The sequence below is a fragment of the Micromonospora sp. NPDC047548 genome (assembly GCF_040642975.1).
Taxonomy (GTDB): Bacteria; Actinomycetota; Actinomycetes; order Mycobacteriales; family Micromonosporaceae; genus Micromonospora.
In genome coordinates this window covers 59,336-76,249 of sequence record NZ_JBEYTI010000016.1, presented here as the reverse complement: position 1 = coordinate 76,249, position 16,914 = coordinate 59,336, and the positions used below count along the sequence as shown (strand labels likewise).

17 protein-coding genes are annotated in these 16,914 nt (G+C 75.5%); 11 read left to right on the top strand and 6 right to left on the bottom strand.

From position 1 onward, the window contains the following. Positions 1 to 39: 39 nt before the first annotated feature. The 3 genes from ABZ807_RS18330 to ABZ807_RS18320 all read left to right on the top strand — a co-directional run bounded on the left by ABZ807_RS18330 (position 40) and on the right by ABZ807_RS18320 (position 2,410). Entirely contained in the window at positions 40 to 591 is a 552-nt protein-coding gene (locus ABZ807_RS18330; protein WP_357158884.1) for a sigma-70 family RNA polymerase sigma factor, read from the top strand. 102 nt (positions 592 to 693) lie between these two features. Beyond that, positions 694 to 1,389, top strand: a complete 696-nt coding sequence (locus ABZ807_RS18325; RefSeq protein ID WP_357158881.1) for a response regulator transcription factor — start codon at positions 694 to 696, stop codon at positions 1,387 to 1,389. Beyond that, complete coding sequence (locus ABZ807_RS18320; RefSeq protein WP_357158878.1) at positions 1,382 to 2,410, top strand: HAMP domain-containing sensor histidine kinase; 1,029 nt, start codon at positions 1,382 to 1,384, stop codon at positions 2,408 to 2,410. The genes ABZ807_RS18325 and ABZ807_RS18320 overlap by 8 nt, the downstream gene beginning before the upstream one ends. A gap of 180 nt (positions 2,411 to 2,590) precedes the next feature. Here the strand turns inward: ABZ807_RS18320 and ABZ807_RS18315 are convergent, their stop codons facing one another. Genes ABZ807_RS18315 through ABZ807_RS18305 form a run of 3 tightly spaced genes read right to left on the bottom strand, consistent with a single transcriptional unit; the run spans position 2,591 to position 4,568 of the window. Further along, positions 2,591 to 3,220, bottom strand: coding sequence for a class I SAM-dependent methyltransferase (locus ABZ807_RS18315; RefSeq protein ID WP_357158875.1), 630 nt, complete (start codon positions 3,218 to 3,220; stop codon positions 2,591 to 2,593). After that, complete coding sequence (locus tag ABZ807_RS18310) at positions 3,217 to 3,897, bottom strand: DUF2064 domain-containing protein (RefSeq protein WP_357158872.1); 681 nt, start codon at positions 3,895 to 3,897, stop codon at positions 3,217 to 3,219. The genes ABZ807_RS18315 and ABZ807_RS18310 overlap by 4 nt, the downstream gene beginning before the upstream one ends. After that, complete coding sequence (locus ABZ807_RS18305) at positions 3,894 to 4,568, bottom strand: glycosyltransferase family 2 protein (protein ID WP_357158869.1); 675 nt, start codon at positions 4,566 to 4,568, stop codon at positions 3,894 to 3,896. The genes ABZ807_RS18310 and ABZ807_RS18305 overlap by 4 nt, the downstream gene beginning before the upstream one ends. Positions 4,569 to 4,788: 220 nt before the next feature. On the opposite strand from ABZ807_RS18305, the gene ABZ807_RS18300 reads away from it, so the two are divergent. After that, on the top strand, positions 4,789 to 6,201 hold the full coding sequence (locus ABZ807_RS18300) for a hypothetical protein (protein WP_357159074.1): 1,413 nt from the start codon (positions 4,789 to 4,791) through the stop codon (positions 6,199 to 6,201). Positions 6,202 to 6,267: 66 nt separating this feature from the next. On the opposite strand, the gene ABZ807_RS18295 is transcribed toward ABZ807_RS18300, so the two are convergent. Next, a complete protein-coding gene (locus ABZ807_RS18295; RefSeq protein ID WP_357158866.1) occupies positions 6,268 to 7,329 on the bottom strand; it encodes an NAD-dependent epimerase/dehydratase family protein in 1,062 nt (353 codons plus the stop codon). A 319-nt stretch (positions 7,330 to 7,648) separates the two neighbouring features. Here ABZ807_RS18295 and ABZ807_RS18290 point away from each other — a divergent pair, with 319 nt between their 5' ends. Continuing rightward, positions 7,649 to 8,929, top strand: coding sequence for a molybdopterin-dependent oxidoreductase (locus ABZ807_RS18290; RefSeq protein ID WP_357159071.1), 1,281 nt, complete (start codon positions 7,649 to 7,651; stop codon positions 8,927 to 8,929). Further along, entirely contained in the window at positions 8,922 to 9,368 is a 447-nt protein-coding gene (locus tag ABZ807_RS18285; RefSeq protein ID WP_357158863.1) for a hypothetical protein, read from the top strand. The genes ABZ807_RS18290 and ABZ807_RS18285 overlap by 8 nt, the downstream gene beginning before the upstream one ends. Before the next feature lie 58 nt (positions 9,369 to 9,426). Here ABZ807_RS18285 and ABZ807_RS18280 read toward each other — a convergent pair whose 3' ends face one another. Further along, a complete protein-coding gene (locus ABZ807_RS18280; protein WP_357158860.1) occupies positions 9,427 to 10,827 on the bottom strand; it encodes a cation:dicarboxylase symporter family transporter in 1,401 nt (466 codons plus the stop codon). Positions 10,828 to 10,930: 103 nt separating this feature from the next. Here ABZ807_RS18280 and ABZ807_RS18275 point away from each other — a divergent pair, with 103 nt between their 5' ends. From ABZ807_RS18275 to ABZ807_RS18260, 4 genes are all read left to right on the top strand, one after another. Continuing rightward, positions 10,931 to 12,520 carry a sensor histidine kinase gene (locus ABZ807_RS18275; RefSeq protein WP_357158857.1) on the top strand — a complete coding sequence of 530 codons (1,590 nt, stop codon included), beginning with the start codon at positions 10,931 to 10,933 and terminating at the stop codon, positions 12,518 to 12,520. Next, a complete protein-coding gene (locus ABZ807_RS18270) occupies positions 12,517 to 13,197 on the top strand; it encodes a response regulator (protein WP_357158854.1) in 681 nt (226 codons plus the stop codon). Before ABZ807_RS18275 ends, ABZ807_RS18270 begins: the two co-directional genes overlap by 4 nt. An 81-nt stretch (positions 13,198 to 13,278) precedes the next feature. Then, complete coding sequence (locus ABZ807_RS18265) at positions 13,279 to 13,449, top strand: hypothetical protein (RefSeq protein ID WP_357158851.1); 171 nt, start codon at positions 13,279 to 13,281, stop codon at positions 13,447 to 13,449. A gap of 271 nt (positions 13,450 to 13,720) precedes the next feature. Beyond that, the gene (locus tag ABZ807_RS18260) at positions 13,721 to 14,944 is read left to right on the top strand and encodes an acetyl-CoA hydrolase/transferase C-terminal domain-containing protein (RefSeq protein ID WP_357158848.1); all 1,224 of its coding nucleotides are present in this window, start codon (positions 13,721 to 13,723) and stop codon (positions 14,942 to 14,944) included. 9 nt (positions 14,945 to 14,953) lie between these two features. Here the strand turns inward: ABZ807_RS18260 and ABZ807_RS18255 are convergent, their stop codons facing one another. Beyond that, complete coding sequence (locus ABZ807_RS18255; RefSeq protein WP_357158845.1) at positions 14,954 to 16,030, bottom strand: NYN domain-containing protein; 1,077 nt, start codon at positions 16,028 to 16,030, stop codon at positions 14,954 to 14,956. Positions 16,031 to 16,162: 132 nt separating this feature from the next. Here ABZ807_RS18255 and ABZ807_RS18250 point away from each other — a divergent pair, with 132 nt between their 5' ends. Next, positions 16,163 to 16,810 (top strand): aspartate/glutamate racemase family protein, encoded by a 648-nt coding sequence (locus ABZ807_RS18250; RefSeq protein WP_357158842.1) that lies wholly within the window; start codon positions 16,163 to 16,165, stop codon positions 16,808 to 16,810. The last annotated feature ends 104 nt before the right edge of the window (positions 16,811 to 16,914 follow it).

The following is a 16,914-nucleotide window of genomic DNA, read 5'->3' as shown; positions in this document are numbered from 1 at the left end:
TGCGTCGTATCGAGTGGGTGTGGCGGACGAGAGGCGGGCGTGGTGGACGAGAGCGACGAGCAGGTGACCGCGTGGGCGCTGGCCGCCGGGCGGGGCGACCCGCTCGCGCTGGCCGCGTTCGTCCGGGCCACCCAGGGTCCCACGTGGCGGTTCCTGCACCACCTGCTCGCCGACGCGGAGACCGACGACCTGGTGCAGGAGACGTACCTGCGGGCGATGCGCGGGCTGCCCCGGTTCGCCGCCCGGTCCTCGGCGCGGACCTGGCTGTTCAGCATTGCCCGGCGGGTCGCCGCCGACCACCTCCGGTCGCGGCGGGCCCGCCCGCCGACCACCACCCTGGACGGCTGGGACCCGCCGTCGGCGGGCCGGTTCGAGAACACCGTGGTGCTGGACGCCCTGCTGCGGCAACTGCCGGCCGAGCGGCGGGAGGCCTTCGTCGCCACCCAGATCCTCGGCCTGTCGTACGCCGAGGCGGCGCAGGTCTGCGACTGCCCGGTCGGCACCATCCGGTCGCGGGTGGCCCGGGCGAGGGCTGACCTGGTCGACGCCATGGCCGAGCGCGCCGACCGGACGGAAACCCACACCGGCTGACCCGCCGCCCCGGTCACATCTCGTAAGGACATCGCAAGGTTCGCGCGGCCGGTCGCCGGCCCCGCCCGCCGTTACGCTGACCGGCACGAGGGGGAGGTCCGCGTGCCGCAACGGGTGCTGGTCGTCGACGACGACCGGACGGTCAGCGACGTGGTCTGCCGCTACCTGGAACACGCCGGCTACCAGGTGGACCACGTCGGGGACGGCGCCGCCGCGCTGGCCACCGTCGCCGCGGCCCCGCCGCAGCTCGTGGTGCTGGACGTGATGCTGCCGGGGCTCGACGGGCTGGAGGTCTGCCGGCGGCTGCGGGAGCGGCCGGACGGCGTACCCATCGTGATGTTGACCGCGCGCGGCGACGAGGCCGACCGGATCCTCGGCCTGCAACTGGGCGCGGACGACTACCTGAGCAAGCCCTTCTCCCCGCGTGAGCTGGTGCTGCGGGTGCGGTCGGTGCTGCGCCGGGCCGGCGGCGAGCCAGCGGGCGCGGCTGCGGAGGTGCTCACCGACGGCAGCCTCACCGTCCTGACCGGCCCCCGGGTGGCCCGGCTGCACGGCCGGGAACTGGCCCTCACGCTGCGCGAGTTCGACCTGCTGGCGCACCTGATGCGCCACCCGGCGCGGGCGTTCCGCCGGGCCGAGCTGCTGGAGCGGGTCTGGGGCTGGAGCTTCGGCGACCAGTCCACCGTCACCGTCCACGTGCGCCGGCTGCGGGAGAAGATCGAGGCCGACCCGGCCGACCCGCGCCGGATCGTCACCGTATGGGGTGTCGGCTACCGGTACGAGCCGGTCGATGGCTGACCTGGCGCTGATCTTCGGCGCGGCGCTCGGCGCGGCCTGCTGCGTCGGGCTGCTCGGCGCGGGGGCGCTGCGCCTGCTGCGCGGCCGGTCGATCACCGTGCACATCTCCGTGCTGCTGGCGATGACGGTGACCGCGGTGGTGGCCGGCGTCGCGGTGATCGCCGAGGCGATGTTCCTCTCCCCGCACGACCTGGAGGTGGTGCTGATCACCGTGTCGGCGGCGGCGGTGGTCAGCCTCGCCGTCGGCTGGCTCTTCGGCCGGCGGCTGGCCGCGGCGGCGGTCTGGGCGGACCAGGCCCGGGAGCGGGAGCGGCGGGTCGAGAAGGGCCGCCGGGACCTGGTCGCCTGGGTGTCGCACGACCTGCGCACGCCACTGGCCGGGCTGCGGGCGATGGCCGAGGCGCTGGAGGACCGGGTGGTCGCCGACCCGGAGACGGTGCACGAGTACCACCGCCGGATCCGGGTGGAGACCGACCGGATGACCCGGCTCGTCGACGACCTGTTCGAACTGTCCCGGATCAACGCCGGGGCGTTGCGACTGTCGCTGTCCGCCGTGCCGCTGGGGGACGTGGTCTCCGACGCCCTGGCCGGCACCGCGCCGCTGGCCGCCGCCCGCCGGATCCGGCTGGTCGCCGCCGAGTCGGGCTGGCCGACGGTCACCGCCAGCGAGCCGGAACTGGCCCGGGTGGTGGGGAACCTGCTGCTCAACGCGGTGCGCTACACCCCGGAGGACGGCACCGTACGGGTCGACGCGGGCCGCGACGGCGAGGCCGCCTGGCTGGCCGTCGCGGACACCTGCGGCGGCATCCCGGAGGCCGACCTGCCCCGGCTGTTCGACGTGGCGTTCCGGGGCGAACCGGCCCGCACCCCCCAGCCCGGCAACGGCGGCGTCGAGGGCTCCGGCGGGCTGGGCCTGGCGATCGTGCGCGGGCTGGTCGAGGCGCACGGCGGCCGGGTCGACGTGCGCAACGTCGCCGACGGGTGCCGGTTCGTCGTCCGGCTGCCCCTGGCGGACGCGTAGAGCGTGCCGGCGGCCCGGGCCTGCTGGTGGGACGGCTGGACCACGCTGCGGGTCGCGGTGACCGGACGGGCATGATCAGCCGCAGGTCAGAAAACCAGGCACCGGCGCGACGCCGGTAGGTAACGAACCGGCCTCCGCTTCCCTCCCCCTTCGCCGGGGGAAGCCGACGGAGGGCGAGCCCTACGCGGTGACCAGTTCGGCGAACCAGCGCCGGCCCCGGCGGAACACCTCGCGGACGACCAGCCCCGCCGACGCGGCCGTGTCGGGCACCGCCCGGGTGTCCAGACGCGCCCACTGGAAGGTCGGGCCCCGGTCCCGCCCGGAGAGCACATGGACCTGTCCCTGCCAGACGCCCGTGCCCGGCGGGTCGAGTTCGACCAGGACGGTGCCCCTGGCGTGCAGCAGCGCCCGGCACCGGCGCAGCAGCGCGACCGGGTCGCCGCCGATGCCGATGTTGCCGTCGAGCAGCACGACGTGCGCCCACCGGCCCTCCGCCGGCAGCGGGTCGAACAGGTCGGCGCGGACAGCGACCGCGCCCCGGGCCCGGGTCAGGGCGACCGCCCGGGCCGAGACGTCGACGCCGAGGGTGGTCAGCCCCGCCCGGGCGAGCGCCACGGTGAGCCGCCCGGGCCCGCAGCCCAGGTCCAGTGTCGGGCCGGCGCACCGCGCGATCACCACCTCGGTCGCCGGCTCGGCCGGCCCGTGCCACCGGTCCACCGGCAGCCGGCTGCGGATCCCGTCGGCATGCACCAACCAGTGGGCCTCGGCCTGCCGGCCGCACAGGGCCGCGGCGAAGCCGTCGGCGGTCACCACCAGCCCCCCACGACCAGGCCGCGCCGCAGCGCGGCGACCTCCCGGGCGAACCGGCCGCCGGGGACGGCCGCCGCGACCGCGAGCGCGTCGGCGCAGTCGTCCACGTCCCGCAGCACCGGCAGCGGCGCGACCCGCAGGCCGCGCCCGGCGAGCGCCGCCCAGGTGAGCCGACCGGTGTCGGGGGTGGATGTCGGCACCACGCGCAGCGCGGCCCCGTGCCGGGGATCGCGCAGGCCCAGCCCCCACCAGCCGCCATCGGCGGCCCGGCCCAGCACCGCGTCCGTGCCGGCGAGCCGGCGTACCGCCCCGGCCAGCCCCGCCGGGGTGAGCTGCGGGGTGTCCATGCCGATCTGGAACACCGGCCGGCCGGGGTACGCGTCCGCCACATCGGCGTGGGCGTGCGCGAGCCGCGCGGCGAGGTCGGCACCCCGCTGCGCCAGCACCGGCCAGCCGGTGGTCGCGGCGGTCAGCCCGACCGGGTCGACGGCGTCGGCGATCCGCCCGACCAGCGCCAGCACCGGGGTCACGCCGGGGGTGGCGCGGACCGCGTCGAGGGTGTCGAGCAGGGCGGCGGCGGCGATCCGGGCCGCCTGCTCCGGCGTGGCGGGCGGGCAGAGCCGGGTCTTCACCGCACCGGGCACGGGTGCCTTGGCGACCACCAGCAGCACGGTCACCGGGGACCCTCCACGCTGCGCAGCACGGCGGCGAAGTCCCGGGTGGCGCGGAGGGTGCCGCGGACCGAGCCGGAGACCTTGGAGCGGGTGCCCGCCGCGCGCGGCGCGTACGCGACGTCGAGCTCGTGGATGCGCCAGCCGGCGGCGGCCGCCCGGATCAGTAGCTCCAGCGGGTAGCCGAAGGCCCGGTCGGTGACGCCGAGACCCAGCAGCGCCTCGCGCCGGGCCACCCGGATCGGGCTGAGGTCGCGCAGCGGCACGCCCCGGTGCCGCAGCAGCGCGGCGACCAGCGCCGTACCAGCCCGGGCGTGCCAGGGCCAGACCCCGACGCGGACCGGCCGGCGGCGACCGACGGCCAGGTCGGCGATCCCCTCGACGACCGGGGCGACCAGGGCGGGCAGCTCCCGGGGGGCGAAGGAGCCGTCGGCGTCCAGGACGCAGACCAGCTCCGTCTCGGCGGCCTCGATCCCGGCGTGCACGGCCGCGCCGTACCCCCGGCGGGGCTCGTACACCACCCGGGCGCCGTGCCGGGCGGCCACCTCGGGCGAGCCGTCCCGCGAGCCGTTGTCCACCACGATCGCCCGGTATCCGGGCGGCAGCGCGGCCAGCACGCCGGGCAGGGCGGCGGCCTCGTCCAGGCACGGCAGCACCACGTCGATCTGTGTCGGCATACCGCCGACGCTAGGTCCGCGCGGGGCCGCGCGCGCCGCGTTCGGCCTTACGGAAGGCTTACCGAGCAGGCATTTCTTACCGTCCGGTGACGTGCCGGCGGTTCGGCTGACAGGCCGGCGGGGCAACCCGTACCGTCCGGTCGACATGAGACCCGGTGCCACGCTCCCCCGCTCGCCCACCCCCGACCGCGCCCCGGCCCGGGACCGGGGCGACCTGGTCGTGCTGGGCGTCGAGGCGGCGCTGCTGGCCGCTGCGGTGACCGTCGGCGCGGTGCTCAACCACCGGGGTGTGGGCCTGCACGCCGACGCCGCGCCGCTCTACGCCACCTGGCGGCCGCACCTGGGCTGGGGCACCCCGGCCGCGCTGCTGGTCGCCGCCGCCGTGCTCGGCCCCGGGCTGCGCTGGGCTCGGACCGCCCGGTGGGGCCCGCTGCTGTGCGCCGGCTACCTGGCGGCGGTGGCCTGGACGCTCGCCCTGGCGCTGGTGGACGGCTGGTCGGCGGGGCTGACCCGGCGGCTGACCCCGCAGGCGGAGTACCTGCACGAGGTGCCCGGGGTGACCGACGTCGGGCGGATGCTGGCCGGCTTCACCGGCCGGATCCTCGACTTCCAGCCGGACTCGTGGTCCACCCACACCGCCGGCCACCCGCCGGGTGCCCTGCTGGTCTTCGTCGGGCTGGACCGGGTCGGCCTGGGCGGCGGGACGGCGGCGGCGCTGGCCTGCGTCCTGGTCGGGGCGACCGTGGCCGTGTCCGTGCCGGTCGCCCTGCGGGCGCTGGGCGCCGGCGAGGCGGCCCGGGCGGTGCTGCCGTTCCTGGTGCTGCTGCCCGGTGCGGTCTGGGTGGGTGCCTCCGCCGACGGCGTCTTCGCCGGCGTGGTCGCCGCCGGCCTGGCCCTGCTGGCGGTACGGGGACCCGTGACCGCGCTGGCCGGCGGGCTGCTGCTCGGCTTCGCGCTGCACCTGTCGTACGGCTTCGTGCTGGTCGGGCCGCTGGCGCTGGCCGTGCTGGCGCTGCGGCCGGCGCATCGGCGGGGCGCGCTGGTCGCCGGGGCGGTCGGGGTGGCCGCAGTGGTGGCGGCGTTCGCCCTCGCCGGCTTCCACTGGTGGCAGGGGTACGACCGGGTGGTGGAGCGCTACTACCAGGGCTGGGCGGCCGACCGCCCGTACGGCTACTGGGTCTGGGCCAACCTGGCGGCGCTGCTGCTCTCGGCCGGGCCGGTGGTCGGGCCGGCGCTGCGCCGCGCGCTGGTGGCGGCCCGGGCGGGCTGGCGGGCCGGGGTGGGTCCGGCCGCGTCCGCCACGGCTGGCGCTCCCGGGCCGGGTGGCGGTACGGCGCCGGGTGGCGGTACGACGCCGGGCGGCCTGGCCGGGCACCGCCGGATGGTCGCGCTCGCGTCGCGGGTGCGGGGGCTCGGGCCGACCGTGCTGCTGCCGGCCGCCGCCGCGCTGGCGGTGGTCGGCGCCGACCTGTCCGGGATGAGCAAGGCCGAGGTGGAGCGGATCTGGCTGCCGTTCGCGGTCTGGCTGCTGGTCGCCGCCGCGCACCTGCCCGCGCCGGCCCGCCGCTGGTGGCTGGCCGGGCAGGCGCTCACCGCCCTCGCCGTCAACCACCTGCTGTTCACCGTCTCCTGACCGGGCGCGACCGGCCGACCGGCACCGCCGCCGACGTGCGGTCGCGGGCCCTGCGGGGGCGGCGGGTCAGACCGCCACGGCGGCCGGCTCGCGCAGCGGGTCGGTGGCGAAGGCGGTCACCCCGTCGAGGAAGCCGACCCGGGCGGTGTACCCGAGCAGCTCGCGGGCACGGCCGGGATCGGCGACCACGTGCCGCACGTCCGCGGCCCGGGCCCCGCCGACCACCACCGGCGCCGGCCCGCCCATCGCCGCCGCCAGCGCGGCGGCCAGGTCGCCGACGGTGTGCGGCTCGCCGGAGCAGACGTTCACCGGCACCAGTCCGTCCGGGGCCGGCGCGGTCAGCGCCAGCTGGTTCGCCCGCGCCACGTCGGTGACGTGCACGAAGTCGCGCCGCTGCCGGCCGTCCTCGTAGACCCGGGGCGGCCGGCCGTCCGCCAGCGCCGACCGGAAGATCGAAGCGACCCCGGCGTACGGGGTGTCGCGGGGCATCCGAGGACCGTAGACGTTGTGGTAGCGCAGCGCCCACACCCCGCCCCCGGTCTGCCGGGCCCAGGCGGCGGCCAGGTGCTCCTGCGCCAGCTTGCTGGCCGCGTAACTGCTGCGCGGCTCCAGCGGGGCGTCCTCGGGCACCAGCGCGGGGGCAAGGGTGCCGGCGCAGTCCGGGCAGGTGGGGTCGTACCGGCCGGCGGCCAGATCGGCGGCGCGGCGCGGGGCGGGCCGGACGGCGCCGTGCCGGGCGCAGGTGTAGCGCCCCTCGCCGTAGACCACCATGGAACTGGCCAGCACCAGCCGGGACACGCCAGCCCGGTGCATGGCGGCGAGCAGCACCGCCGTGCCGTAGTCGTTGTGGCTGGCGTAGTCGGGGGCGTCTGACGGGTCCAGCCCGTGCCCGACCATCGCCGCCTGGTGGCAGACCGCGTCGACCCCGGCCAGCAGGTCGTCGAGCAGCCCCGGGTCCCGGACGTCGCCGACCACCGGGTCGTGCCGGCGGGACCATTCGGGCAGCGCGCCCCCGTGCGCCTGCGGCAGCAACGCGTCCAGGCACACGACCCGGTGCCCCTCGGCGACGAGCAGGTCCGCGACCTGCGATCCGATGAACCCGGCCGCGCCGGTGACCAGTACCCGCATTCCCGTCACGCTAGGCCAGCCCGGTGCCCCGCCGGGCCGGTTCGCCCCGGACGTCAGCACTCCGTAAGGGACCGCCGGTAAGCCTTCGGTAATGCGGCAAAGCCGGCCGGCGGGCCGCGTAGCCGTCTAGCGTCCTGCACAGGGGCCGCCGCGCCCGGCCGGCCCGAGCACTCGCGCCGCAGGAGGGACCGTGCCCACCGAACCGCCGCCACAGCCCGGCGATCCGACGCCCGATCGTGCCGGGCCGGGGCGGGCGTCGGCGCGGTCCGGCCCGTCCGCGGGCAGGACCGACCCCCACGGGTACGCCTACCCGGCGCGGCTGTGGCGGGCACTGGACCGACACCGCCCGCCCGGCGTCGACGCCACCGCCGACGCCTGGCGCAGCCCGGTGCGCGGCCCGTGGCTGACCTCGGTGCTCGGTGCCGTCCTGCTCGCCACCCTGCCGCTGGTGTTCGTCACCGGGCTGCTGGACTGGATCGCCTACGGCCCCCGGTTCGGCCAGGCGTTCCCACCGGACGTGGGCTGGCTGCACCCGCCCGTCTTCGCCTGGCCGACCCGACCGGCCTGGCTGTTCCGGCTCACCCAGGGCCTGCACGTGACGCTCGGGATCGTGCTGGTCCCGGTGGTGCTGACCAAGCTCTGGTCGGTGGTGCCGAAGCTGTTCGACTGGCCGCCGGCCCGCTCGGTGGCCCAGGTGCTGGAGCGGCTGTCGCTGGTGCTGCTGGTCGGCGGGATCCTCTTCGAGATCGCCACCGGCCTGCTCAACATCCAGTACGCGTACCTGTTCGGGTTCGACTTCTACACCGCGCACTGGTACGGCGCCTGGGTCTTCACCGCCGCCCTGGTCACGCACGTCGCGATCAAGCTGCCCCGGATGGTCACCGCGCTGCGCGGGCCGGGTTTCGCGCGTACCCCGCTCGACGGGACCCGGCCGGAGCCGGCGGATCCGGACGGTCTGGTGTCCCGGAGGCCCGGTCCGGCGACGATGAGCCGGCGCGGGGTGCTGGCCCTGACCGGCGGCGGCGCGCTGCTGCTGGCCGCGCTGACCGTCGGGCAGACCCTGGACGGGGTGCTGCGCCGCACCGCCCTGCTGCTGCCCCGGGGAGGGCAGCCCGGCGCCGGACCGACCGGCTTCCAGGTCAACCGCAGCGCCGCCGCAGCCGGCATCCAGCCGGCCGACACCGGGGCCGGCTGGCGGCTGACCCTGCGCGGCGGCGGCCGCACCGTCGAACTGGACCGGGCCGGCCTGCTCGCGATGGCCCAGCACACCGCGGACCTGCCGATCGCCTGCGTGGAGGGCTGGTCGACGGAGCAGACGTGGACCGGGGTGCGGCTGCGTGACCTGGCCGCGCTGGTCGGCGCGCCCGAGGCGGCCTGGGCACTGGTCCGGTCGCTGGAACGGGCCGGCCTGTTCCGCCAGGCCCGGTTGCAGGCCAACCAGGTCCGCGACCCGGACTCGCTGCTCGCCCTGCAGGTCAACGGGGTCGACCTCTCCCCCGACCACGGCTATCCGGCGCGGATCATCGTGCCGGCGCTGCCCGGGGTGCACTGCACCAAGTGGGTCCGGGAGATCACCTTCGAGGGGCGGGCCGATGGCTGAGTTCCGGCGCGGCTACGGCGCCGCACCCTGGCACCTGCTGCTCCTGATCGGTTGTTTCGCGGTGACGGGCTGGATCGTGCTGCGGCTGGCCGGGGAACCGATGGCGGGCCGGATGCTGATCTGGTTCCTCGGCGCGGTCATCGCCCACGACCTGGTCCTGTTTCCGGTCTACGCGCTGGCCGACCGGGCGCTGCGCGCCGGCCTGGGCCGCCGGGACACCCCGTCGGCGCTGAACCACGTGCGGGTGCCCGCGCTCGCCGCCGGGCTGCTCCTGCTCGTCTACCTCCCCGGCATCCTCGGTCTCGGCGACGGGGTGTACCGGGCGGCGACCGGCCTGGAGCCCCGGCCGCTGCTGGCCCGCTGGCTGGCGGTCAGCGGAGGGCTCTTCGCGGTCAGCGTGGTGGTCTACGCGCTGCGCTGGCGGCGGCGATCCGGCTGACCGGCACGCGCGACGGGCCGCCCCGCTGCCGGGACGGCCCGTCGTGCGACGGGAGCGGTCAGGAACCGACCCGCGCCGGCTCGGCCACCGGCGCCGCGGTGGCGGCCCGCTCGTCGGCGGTCGGCGCGTCGTCCGCGCCGTGGTCGTCGTCGACCATGGTGCTCTCGTCGAAGGGGCGCTCGCCGGCCAGCACTGCCCGGGCCTGCTCGCGGTCGAACTCGCGGGTCCAGGTGCCGACCAGCACGGTGGCGACCGCGTTGCCGGCGAAGTTGGTCAGCGCCCGCGCCTCGGACATGAACCGGTCGATGCCGACGATCAGCCCGACGCCGTCGACCAGGTCCGGCCGGTGCGACTGGAGCCCACCGGCCAGCGTGGCCAGGCCGGCGCCGGTCACGCCGGCGGCGCCCTTCGAGGCGATGATCATGAAGACCAGCAGCGACACCTGCTCGCCGACCGACAGCGGGTCCCCCATCGCCGAGGCGATGAAGAGCGAGGCCATGGTCAGGTAGATCGCGGTGCCGTCGAGGTTGAAGGAGTAGCCGGTCGGCACGGTGATGCCGACGACCGGACGGCTGACGCCCAGGTGCTCCATCTTGGCGATCAGCCGGGGCAGCGCCGACTCCGAGGAGGAGGTCGAGACGATCAGCAGGAACTCCCGGCCCAGGTACCGCAGCAGCGAGAAGATCGAGACCCGGGCGACCAGCCGGAGCAGCAGGCCGAGCACCACCACGACGAAGATCAGGCAGGTGGCGTAGAAGCCGAGCATGATCTGGGCCAGGCTCTTCAGCGCGTCCACGCCGGTCGCGCCGACCACCGCGGCGATGGCACCGAAAGCGCCGATCGGCGCCACCCACATGATCATGGCCAGCACCTTGAACACCAGCCGCTGGATCACGCCGACGGCGCGCAGCACCGGCTCGCCCCGGCTGCCCATGCCCTGCACCGCGAAGCCGACCAGCAGGGCGACCAGCAGCGTCTGGAGCACCTCCCCACCGGTCAGCGAGGAGAGCAGCGACGTCGGGATGACGCCGAGGAGGAAGTCGACGGTGCCCTCGCTGGCCCCGCCGGCCGCCTTCTGCCCCGCCCCGGCCAGCTCGGAGTTCAGCTGAAGGCCCGCGCCTGGGTGGATCAGGTTCCCGACGACCAGCCCGATCACCAGCGCGACCGTGGACATGATCAGGAAGTAGCCGAGCGCGAGGCCGCCGACCTTACCGACCTTGGCCGCCTGCCGGACCGAGCCGACGCCGAGCACGATGGTGCAGAAGATGATCGGGCTGATCATCATCTTGATCAGGGCCACGAACCCGGTGCCGACGGGCTTGAGCTCCTTGGCGAACTCCGGGGCGACGAAGCCGACGACGATGCCCGCGAGGACCGCGACGATCACCGCGAGGTACAGGTAGTGGGTGCGGTCCCGGCGGGTCCGCACGGCAGGTGTGCTGGTGGTGGGGGTCTGCATGGGTGAGACTGTGGTCCAGGTCTCAACCGGAAGCAGCCTTGCGTTCATTCTGTTCACCGACGTGAAGTGTCGACGAAACGACGACCTGATCCGAGGGAGGGACATGACCACACGGAAGTGGAGCATCGCCGGGCAGCTCTTCGCCCTGCAGGCGCTGGTGGTCACCCTGCTCGTCGCCGCGGGCGCGGTCGGCGCCGCGTTGCTCGCCCGCGCCGACGCCCGGGAGGCCGCCACGGACGAGGTGCTCGCGGTGGCCGAGACGGTCGCCCGGGCGCCCGAGGTCGGCGCCGCGCTGCGCGCCCCCGACCCGGCGGCCACCCTCCAGCCGTACGCCGAGTCCGTGCGGGCCGGGACGGGCACCAACTTCGTCGTGGTGATGGCCCCGGACCGGACCCGGTACTCCCACCCCGACCCGGCGCGGATCGGCCAGCCGTTCATCGGCGACATCGGCCCGGCCCTGGCCGGCCGCCCCTACACCGTGGTCAACACCGGCACCCTCGGCGAGTCGGTGCGCGCCGTGGTCCCGGTACACGGCCCGGACGGCACGGTGACCGGACTGGTCTCGGTCGGCATCACCACCGAATCGATCAACCAGAAGCTGCTCGGCCGGGCGCCCGCGCTGCTCGCCGTAACCGCGGTGGTGCTGGCCCTGGCCGGGCTGAGTTCCTGGCTGCTCAGCCGGCGGCTGCGACGGCAGACCCACGGCCTCGGCCCGGCCCAGATGACCCGGATGTACGACTACTACGACGCCGTCCTGCACTCGGTCGGCGAGGGCCTGGTGGTGGTCGACGCCGACGGACGCCTCGCGTTGATCAACGACGAGGGGCGCCGACTCCTCGGGATCGACCCGGACGCGCCACTGGTCGACCGGCCGTTCGCCGGGCTGGACCTGCCCCCGGCCCTGGTCGAGCTGGCCACCTCCGGTCGGGCGGCGCACGACGAGCTGATCCTCGCCGCCGACCGGTCGCTAGTCGCCAACCAGCGACCGACGGCGCTCGACGGCCGCACCCTGGGCAGCGTGCTGACCCTGCGCGACCACACCGAGCTGCGCGTGCTCACCAGCGAGCTGGACTCCGTGCGCGGGCTCACCGAGGCGCTGCGGTCCCAGGCGCACGAGGCCGCGAACCGCCTGCACACCGTGCTCACCCTGGTCGAACTGGGGCGCACCGGCGAGGCGGTCCGGCTGGCCACCGAGGAACTGGCCCTGGCCCAGCAGCTGACCGACCAGGTGGTCGGGGCGATCGCCGAGCCGGCGCTCGCCGCGCTGCTGCTCGGCAAGTCCGCCCAGGCGGCCGAGCGGGGCGTCGAGCTCGATGTCGACCCCGACTCCCGGCTCGACGTGGGCGCCCTGCCCACCGGCGACCTGCTCACCGTCGTGGGCAACCTGGTCGACAACGCCCTGGAGGCCGTCGCCGCGGCGGGCCCACCCCGACGGGTACGCGTCCGGGTGGTCTCCGGCGACGGCGAGGTGGTCGTCGAGGTGGCCGACAACGGGCCCGGGCTGCCTCCGGACCAGGTCGCCGACGCGTTCCGCCGCGGCTGGTCGACCAAGCGCGAGGGCCGGGGCCTCGGGCTGGCCCTGGTCGGGCAGGTCGTCGCCCGGCACGGCGGCCGGTACGAGGTGGGCCCTGCTCCGGGGGGCGGCACCGTCTTCCACATCCGGTTGCCGGTCAGCCTGGGGACGCCCGCGTGAGCGACGAGATCCGGGTGCTGGTCGTCGAGGACGAGGAGCTGATCGCGCAGGCGCACCGCGCGTACACCGAGCGGATCCCCGGGTTCCAGGTGGTGGCGGTGGCGCACACCGCCCGGAAGGCGATGAGCGTGCTGCGCTCCGGCGACCGGGTGGACCTGGTGCTGCTCGACTTCAACCTGCCCGACATGCACGGGCTGGAGGTGTGCCGGGCGATGCGGGCGGCGGGCAGCTCGGCCGACGTCCTCGCGGTCACCTCGGCCCGGGACCTGAGCATGGTGCGCGCGGCGGTCGCCCTCGGGGTGACCCACTACCTGCTCAAGCCGTTCACCTTCGCCGCGTTCCGGGACAAGCTCGAGCGGTACGCCGCGTACCGGGCGCAGGCGTCGGCCGGTGGCGCGGTGGCGGCCCAGCACGAGGTGGACCGGATGCTCGCCACCCTGCGCGGCACCGCGCCGGACACGCTGCCCAAGGGACTCGTCGCGCCGACCCTCGGCGCGGTGCTGGAGGCGCTGCGCAGCCGGCCCGGCCAGTCGGCGTCGGAGGTCGCCGAACGGACCGGCATGTCCCGGGTCACCGCCCGGCGCTACCTGGAGCACCTGGCCGACACCGGCCGGGTGACCCGCAGCCCCCGCTACGGCACGCCCGGACGCCCGGAGGTGGAGTACCGCCCGACCTAGGCCGGGCGGCCCACCCGGGGACGCGTCAGGAGCCGGCCGACGGGGTGACGGTGTCGGGGGTCGGCCGTACGGTGTGCAGCCGTGAGCGCCCTTCAGACGTACCGCTACCTCCAGCCGTCCGCGCTGCACCGGGGTGACCTGGCCCTGCAGACCAGCGGCGGGCCCGCGACGAACCCGCGGTTCTTCTCCGGCTTCCTGACCACTCCGCAGGCGGCTGCCGCCGGGCTGCTGGCGGCACCTCGGATCTGCTGACGCTGGCGGCGGAGACTGCGGGCGCGACCGGCGCACGGATCCAGGTGTCCGGGCTGATCGACATCGCCGGCGCGGCGGGTCGAGTCGGCTGGTCATTGAGGCTCGGCGGCTGACGGCCGCGCTCGAGCGGTGACGGGCGGCTCCGGTGTGCCCGTCGGCCGGTGAGCCGGCTCACGGACCTCCGGCCCTGCCCGGCGGGACCTGCAGAACGGGATGCTGCGGCTGACGGTGAAGGTCACCTGTCGGCGACGGTCGGAGTGTCATGCGCGTGGTGTCGGAGACACAGTTGGCGAAGGTCCTTGGGCGGCTGCCCGGCGAGCCCCGGGTGGTGGCGAGCGGCAACCAGGCCGCGCCGCTGCGCACCCTGTCGGTGCTGGACGCGTCGATCGCCGGGTACCGGCTGCACATGCTCAACGCGCCGCGCGGCATCCCCGACCGCGCGGGCGTACGGTACGAGACCTCGTTCGTCGGGGCCGGCATGCGCGGGCATCCCCGGCTGTCGTACGTGCCGAGCCGGCTGTCCCTGGTGCCGGCGCTGCTGCGCGACCGGCTGGTGCCCGACGTGGTGGTGCTGCACACCACCCCGCCGCACGCCGGCACGGTCAGCCTCGGCGTGGAGGTCAACATCCTGCCCGCGGCGGTCGAGGCGGTACGCGCCCACGGCGGCCTGGTGATCGCGCAGGCCAACCGCCGGATGCCGCGCACCCACGGGGACGCGGTGCTGCCGCTGGACGCGATCGACTACCTCGTCGAGGTCGACGAGCCACTGCCGGTCGCCGGCCAGGTCGAGCGCGACCCGGTGAGCGGCGCCGTCGGCGAGCGGGTGGCCGCCCTGGTGCCCGAGCGGGCCACCCTCCAGTTGGGTATCGGCGGCATCCCGGACGCGACCCTGCTGGCCCTGGCCGACCGGCGGGGCCTGCGGATCTGGTCGGAGATGTTCAGCGACGGCGTCCTCGCCCTGGAGAAGTCCGGCGTTCTCGACCCGGACGCCCCGGTCACCGCCTCGTTCTGCTTCGGCTCCGACGAGCTGTACGACTGGGTCGACGGCAACCCGCGGGTGCGGATGCTGCGCACCGAGAAGACCAACGACCCGGGGCGGATCGCTCGGCAGCCGCACCTCGTGTCGGTCAACACCGCGCTCCAGGTGGACCTGTTCGCCCAGGCCAACGCCAGCCGGATCGGCACCCGGGTGCACTCCGGGTTCGGCGGGCAGACGGACTTCATCGTCGGCGCGCTGCACTCCCCCGGCGGGCAGGCGATCATCGCGTTGCGGTCCTGGCATCCGAAGGCCGACGTGTCCACCGTGGTCCCGCTGCTGGCTGGGCCGGTCACGTCGTTCCAGCACACCGCGATCGTCACCGAGCAGGGCTGCGCGCCGGTGTGGGGCCGGGACGCCGGGGAGCAGGCGCAACTGCTGGTCGACCACGCGGCGCACCCGGACGCCCGAGAGGGGCTGCGGGAGGCGGGCCGGCGGCTGGGGCTGCCGTTGCGCTGAGCCGTTTCGTCAGGAAGCCTGCGGGGTGAGCAGATAGTCGTCGGCCTCGGGGCTCCACTCCAGGTGCACGACGGCGCTGGTGGCGGCCGCCTTGCAGAACTGGAGGAAGCTGCGGTAGCCGAGCTTCTTCTCGCTGAAGTCGGGCCGCGCCCGCCGGAGCTGGTTCTTGAGGCCGGACAGCGCCACCGCGCCGTCGGCGCCGGCCAACTCCTGGACCACGGTGCGGAGGAGCCCGAACGCCTCCTCCCGGTCACCGTGTTCGGGCAGGGAGACTTCCGGGTCGCCCTTGGCGGGGCCTTCCGCCAACTCGACGACGTTCTGCTTGGCGAGGTGGCGCAGGAGTTCGCCGAAGGTGCGGAATCCATAGTCGGACTCGCTGAAGGTCGGGTCCTTCCTGAGCAGGGTGCGCTTCAACGTCGAGGCGGTCACCTCACCGCTGGAGCTGCCCTGGAGGCCGGCCACGGTCTGGGCCACGAGGACCGCGAGGGTGTCCACGTCCCGGGCCGGTTCCTCGGCCGCAGCCTGGGGCTCGGGCTCCTGCTCCACCTGCTGCGGTTCCGGGCTGGGTAGCCGCGCCGGACGGCCACGCCGGCCCCGGGTCGGTGGGATGTCCACCCCCTCCAGGCGGTCGTAGTAGAGGAACTCGTCGCAGGCGGGCGGCAGCAGCGCCGACGTGGACTTCTCCACCCCGACGCCGATGACGCGCTTGTTGAGCTCGCGAAGCTTGTGGACCAGCGGGGTGAAGTCGCTGTCGCCGGTGCAGATCACGAACGTCGAGATGTAGTCGCGCTCGAAGGCCAGTTCCACCGCGTCGACCGCCATCTTGATGTCGGCGGCGTTCTTGCGGGAAGCGCCCATACGCTGGGGTATCTCGATGAGTTCCACGTGGGACCGGGTGAGCATCCGGCGGTCCTCGTCGAAGTACGACCAGTCCGCGTACGCCCGGCGCACGACCACCCGTCCCCGCTCGGCGAGGGCGTCGGCGATGGGACGGAAGTCGAAGGCCATGCCGCCGCGATGGTCGCGTGCGCCCAGCGCGAGGTTCTCGTAGTCGAGGAACAGGGCGATGCGATCTTCGTGATCCACGCAGGTCAGCCTACGCCCGGTGCCGGCCGGGCACCGTCGACGTCGCGCGGCGCGCCCGACGGGCTGGCGTCCGTCGTGGCGGCGTCCCTGGCCGCAGGCCGGAGCATCCCACCGCAGGTGTCATCCTGATGCGTGCCCACCATCGGTTTCCTGCACACCGCCGACGTCCACGTCCCGACCTTCCGCGCCCTCACCGGCGAGCTCGCCCCCAGCTGGCGGGACGTCCACGTCGTGGATCCGGGACTGCTCGCCGACGCCAGGGCCCACGGTGTCGACACCGAACTGCTGGCGCGGCTGCGCTCACAGTTGCGGCGGCTGGCGGCAGCCGGAGCCGACGTCGTGGTCTGCACCTGCTCGACCCTGAGCGGGCACGCCGAGCGGACGGGTCCGGAGGTGCCGGTCCCGGTGCTCCGCGTGGACCGGCCCATGGCCGAGGCGGCCGTCGCCGGCGGCGGACGTATCGCGGTCGTGGCGGCGGTGCCCTCGACGCTGGAGCCGACCCTGGCGCTGCTGCGCGAGAGCGCGGAGGCCGTCGGCGTGGACGTGTCGCTGCGCGAGGTGCCCTGCCCGGAGGCGTGGCCGCTGTTCGAGGCCGGTGAGCACGACGCATACCTGCGCCGGATCGCCGCCCGGGCGCGGGACGTCGCCGACGAGGTGGACGTCATCGTGTTGGCCCAGGCGAGCATGGCCCCGGCGGTCCACCTGCTCCGCGAGCTGGGCGTACCGGTGCTGTGCAGTCCCCGGTCCGCCGTCGCCCGGGCGACGGGCCCGCGCGGGTGACCGACCCGCCGGACGGTGGTGAGCCCTCCGACGGCGTCCGGTCCGGGGCGAGCGGGGTCCGGGGAGGACTCTCGTCGGCCGATCGCGTCGTACCGGGCGAAAAC

What these genes read in the sequence shown, in the direction of transcription:
- ABZ807_RS18275 (WP_357158857.1), top strand. Translation starts at nt 10,931, where the DNA reads ATGACCACACGGAAGTGGAGCATCGCCGGGCAGCTCTTCGCCCTGCAG.
- ABZ807_RS18295 (WP_357158866.1), bottom strand. Translation starts at nt 7,329, where the DNA reads ATGCGGGTACTGGTCACCGGCGCGGCCGGGTTCATCGGATCGCAGGTC.
- ABZ807_RS18285 (WP_357158863.1), top strand. Translation starts at nt 8,922, where the DNA reads ATGGCTGAGTTCCGGCGCGGCTACGGCGCCGCACCCTGGCACCTGCTG.
- ABZ807_RS18280 (WP_357158860.1), bottom strand. Translation starts at nt 10,827, where the DNA reads ATGCAGACCCCCACCACCAGCACACCTGCCGTGCGGACCCGCCGGGAC.
- ABZ807_RS18320 (WP_357158878.1), top strand. Translation starts at nt 1,382, where the DNA reads ATGGCTGACCTGGCGCTGATCTTCGGCGCGGCGCTCGGCGCGGCCTGC.
- ABZ807_RS18305 (WP_357158869.1), bottom strand. Translation starts at nt 4,568, where the DNA reads ATGCCGACACAGATCGACGTGGTGCTGCCGTGCCTGGACGAGGCCGCC.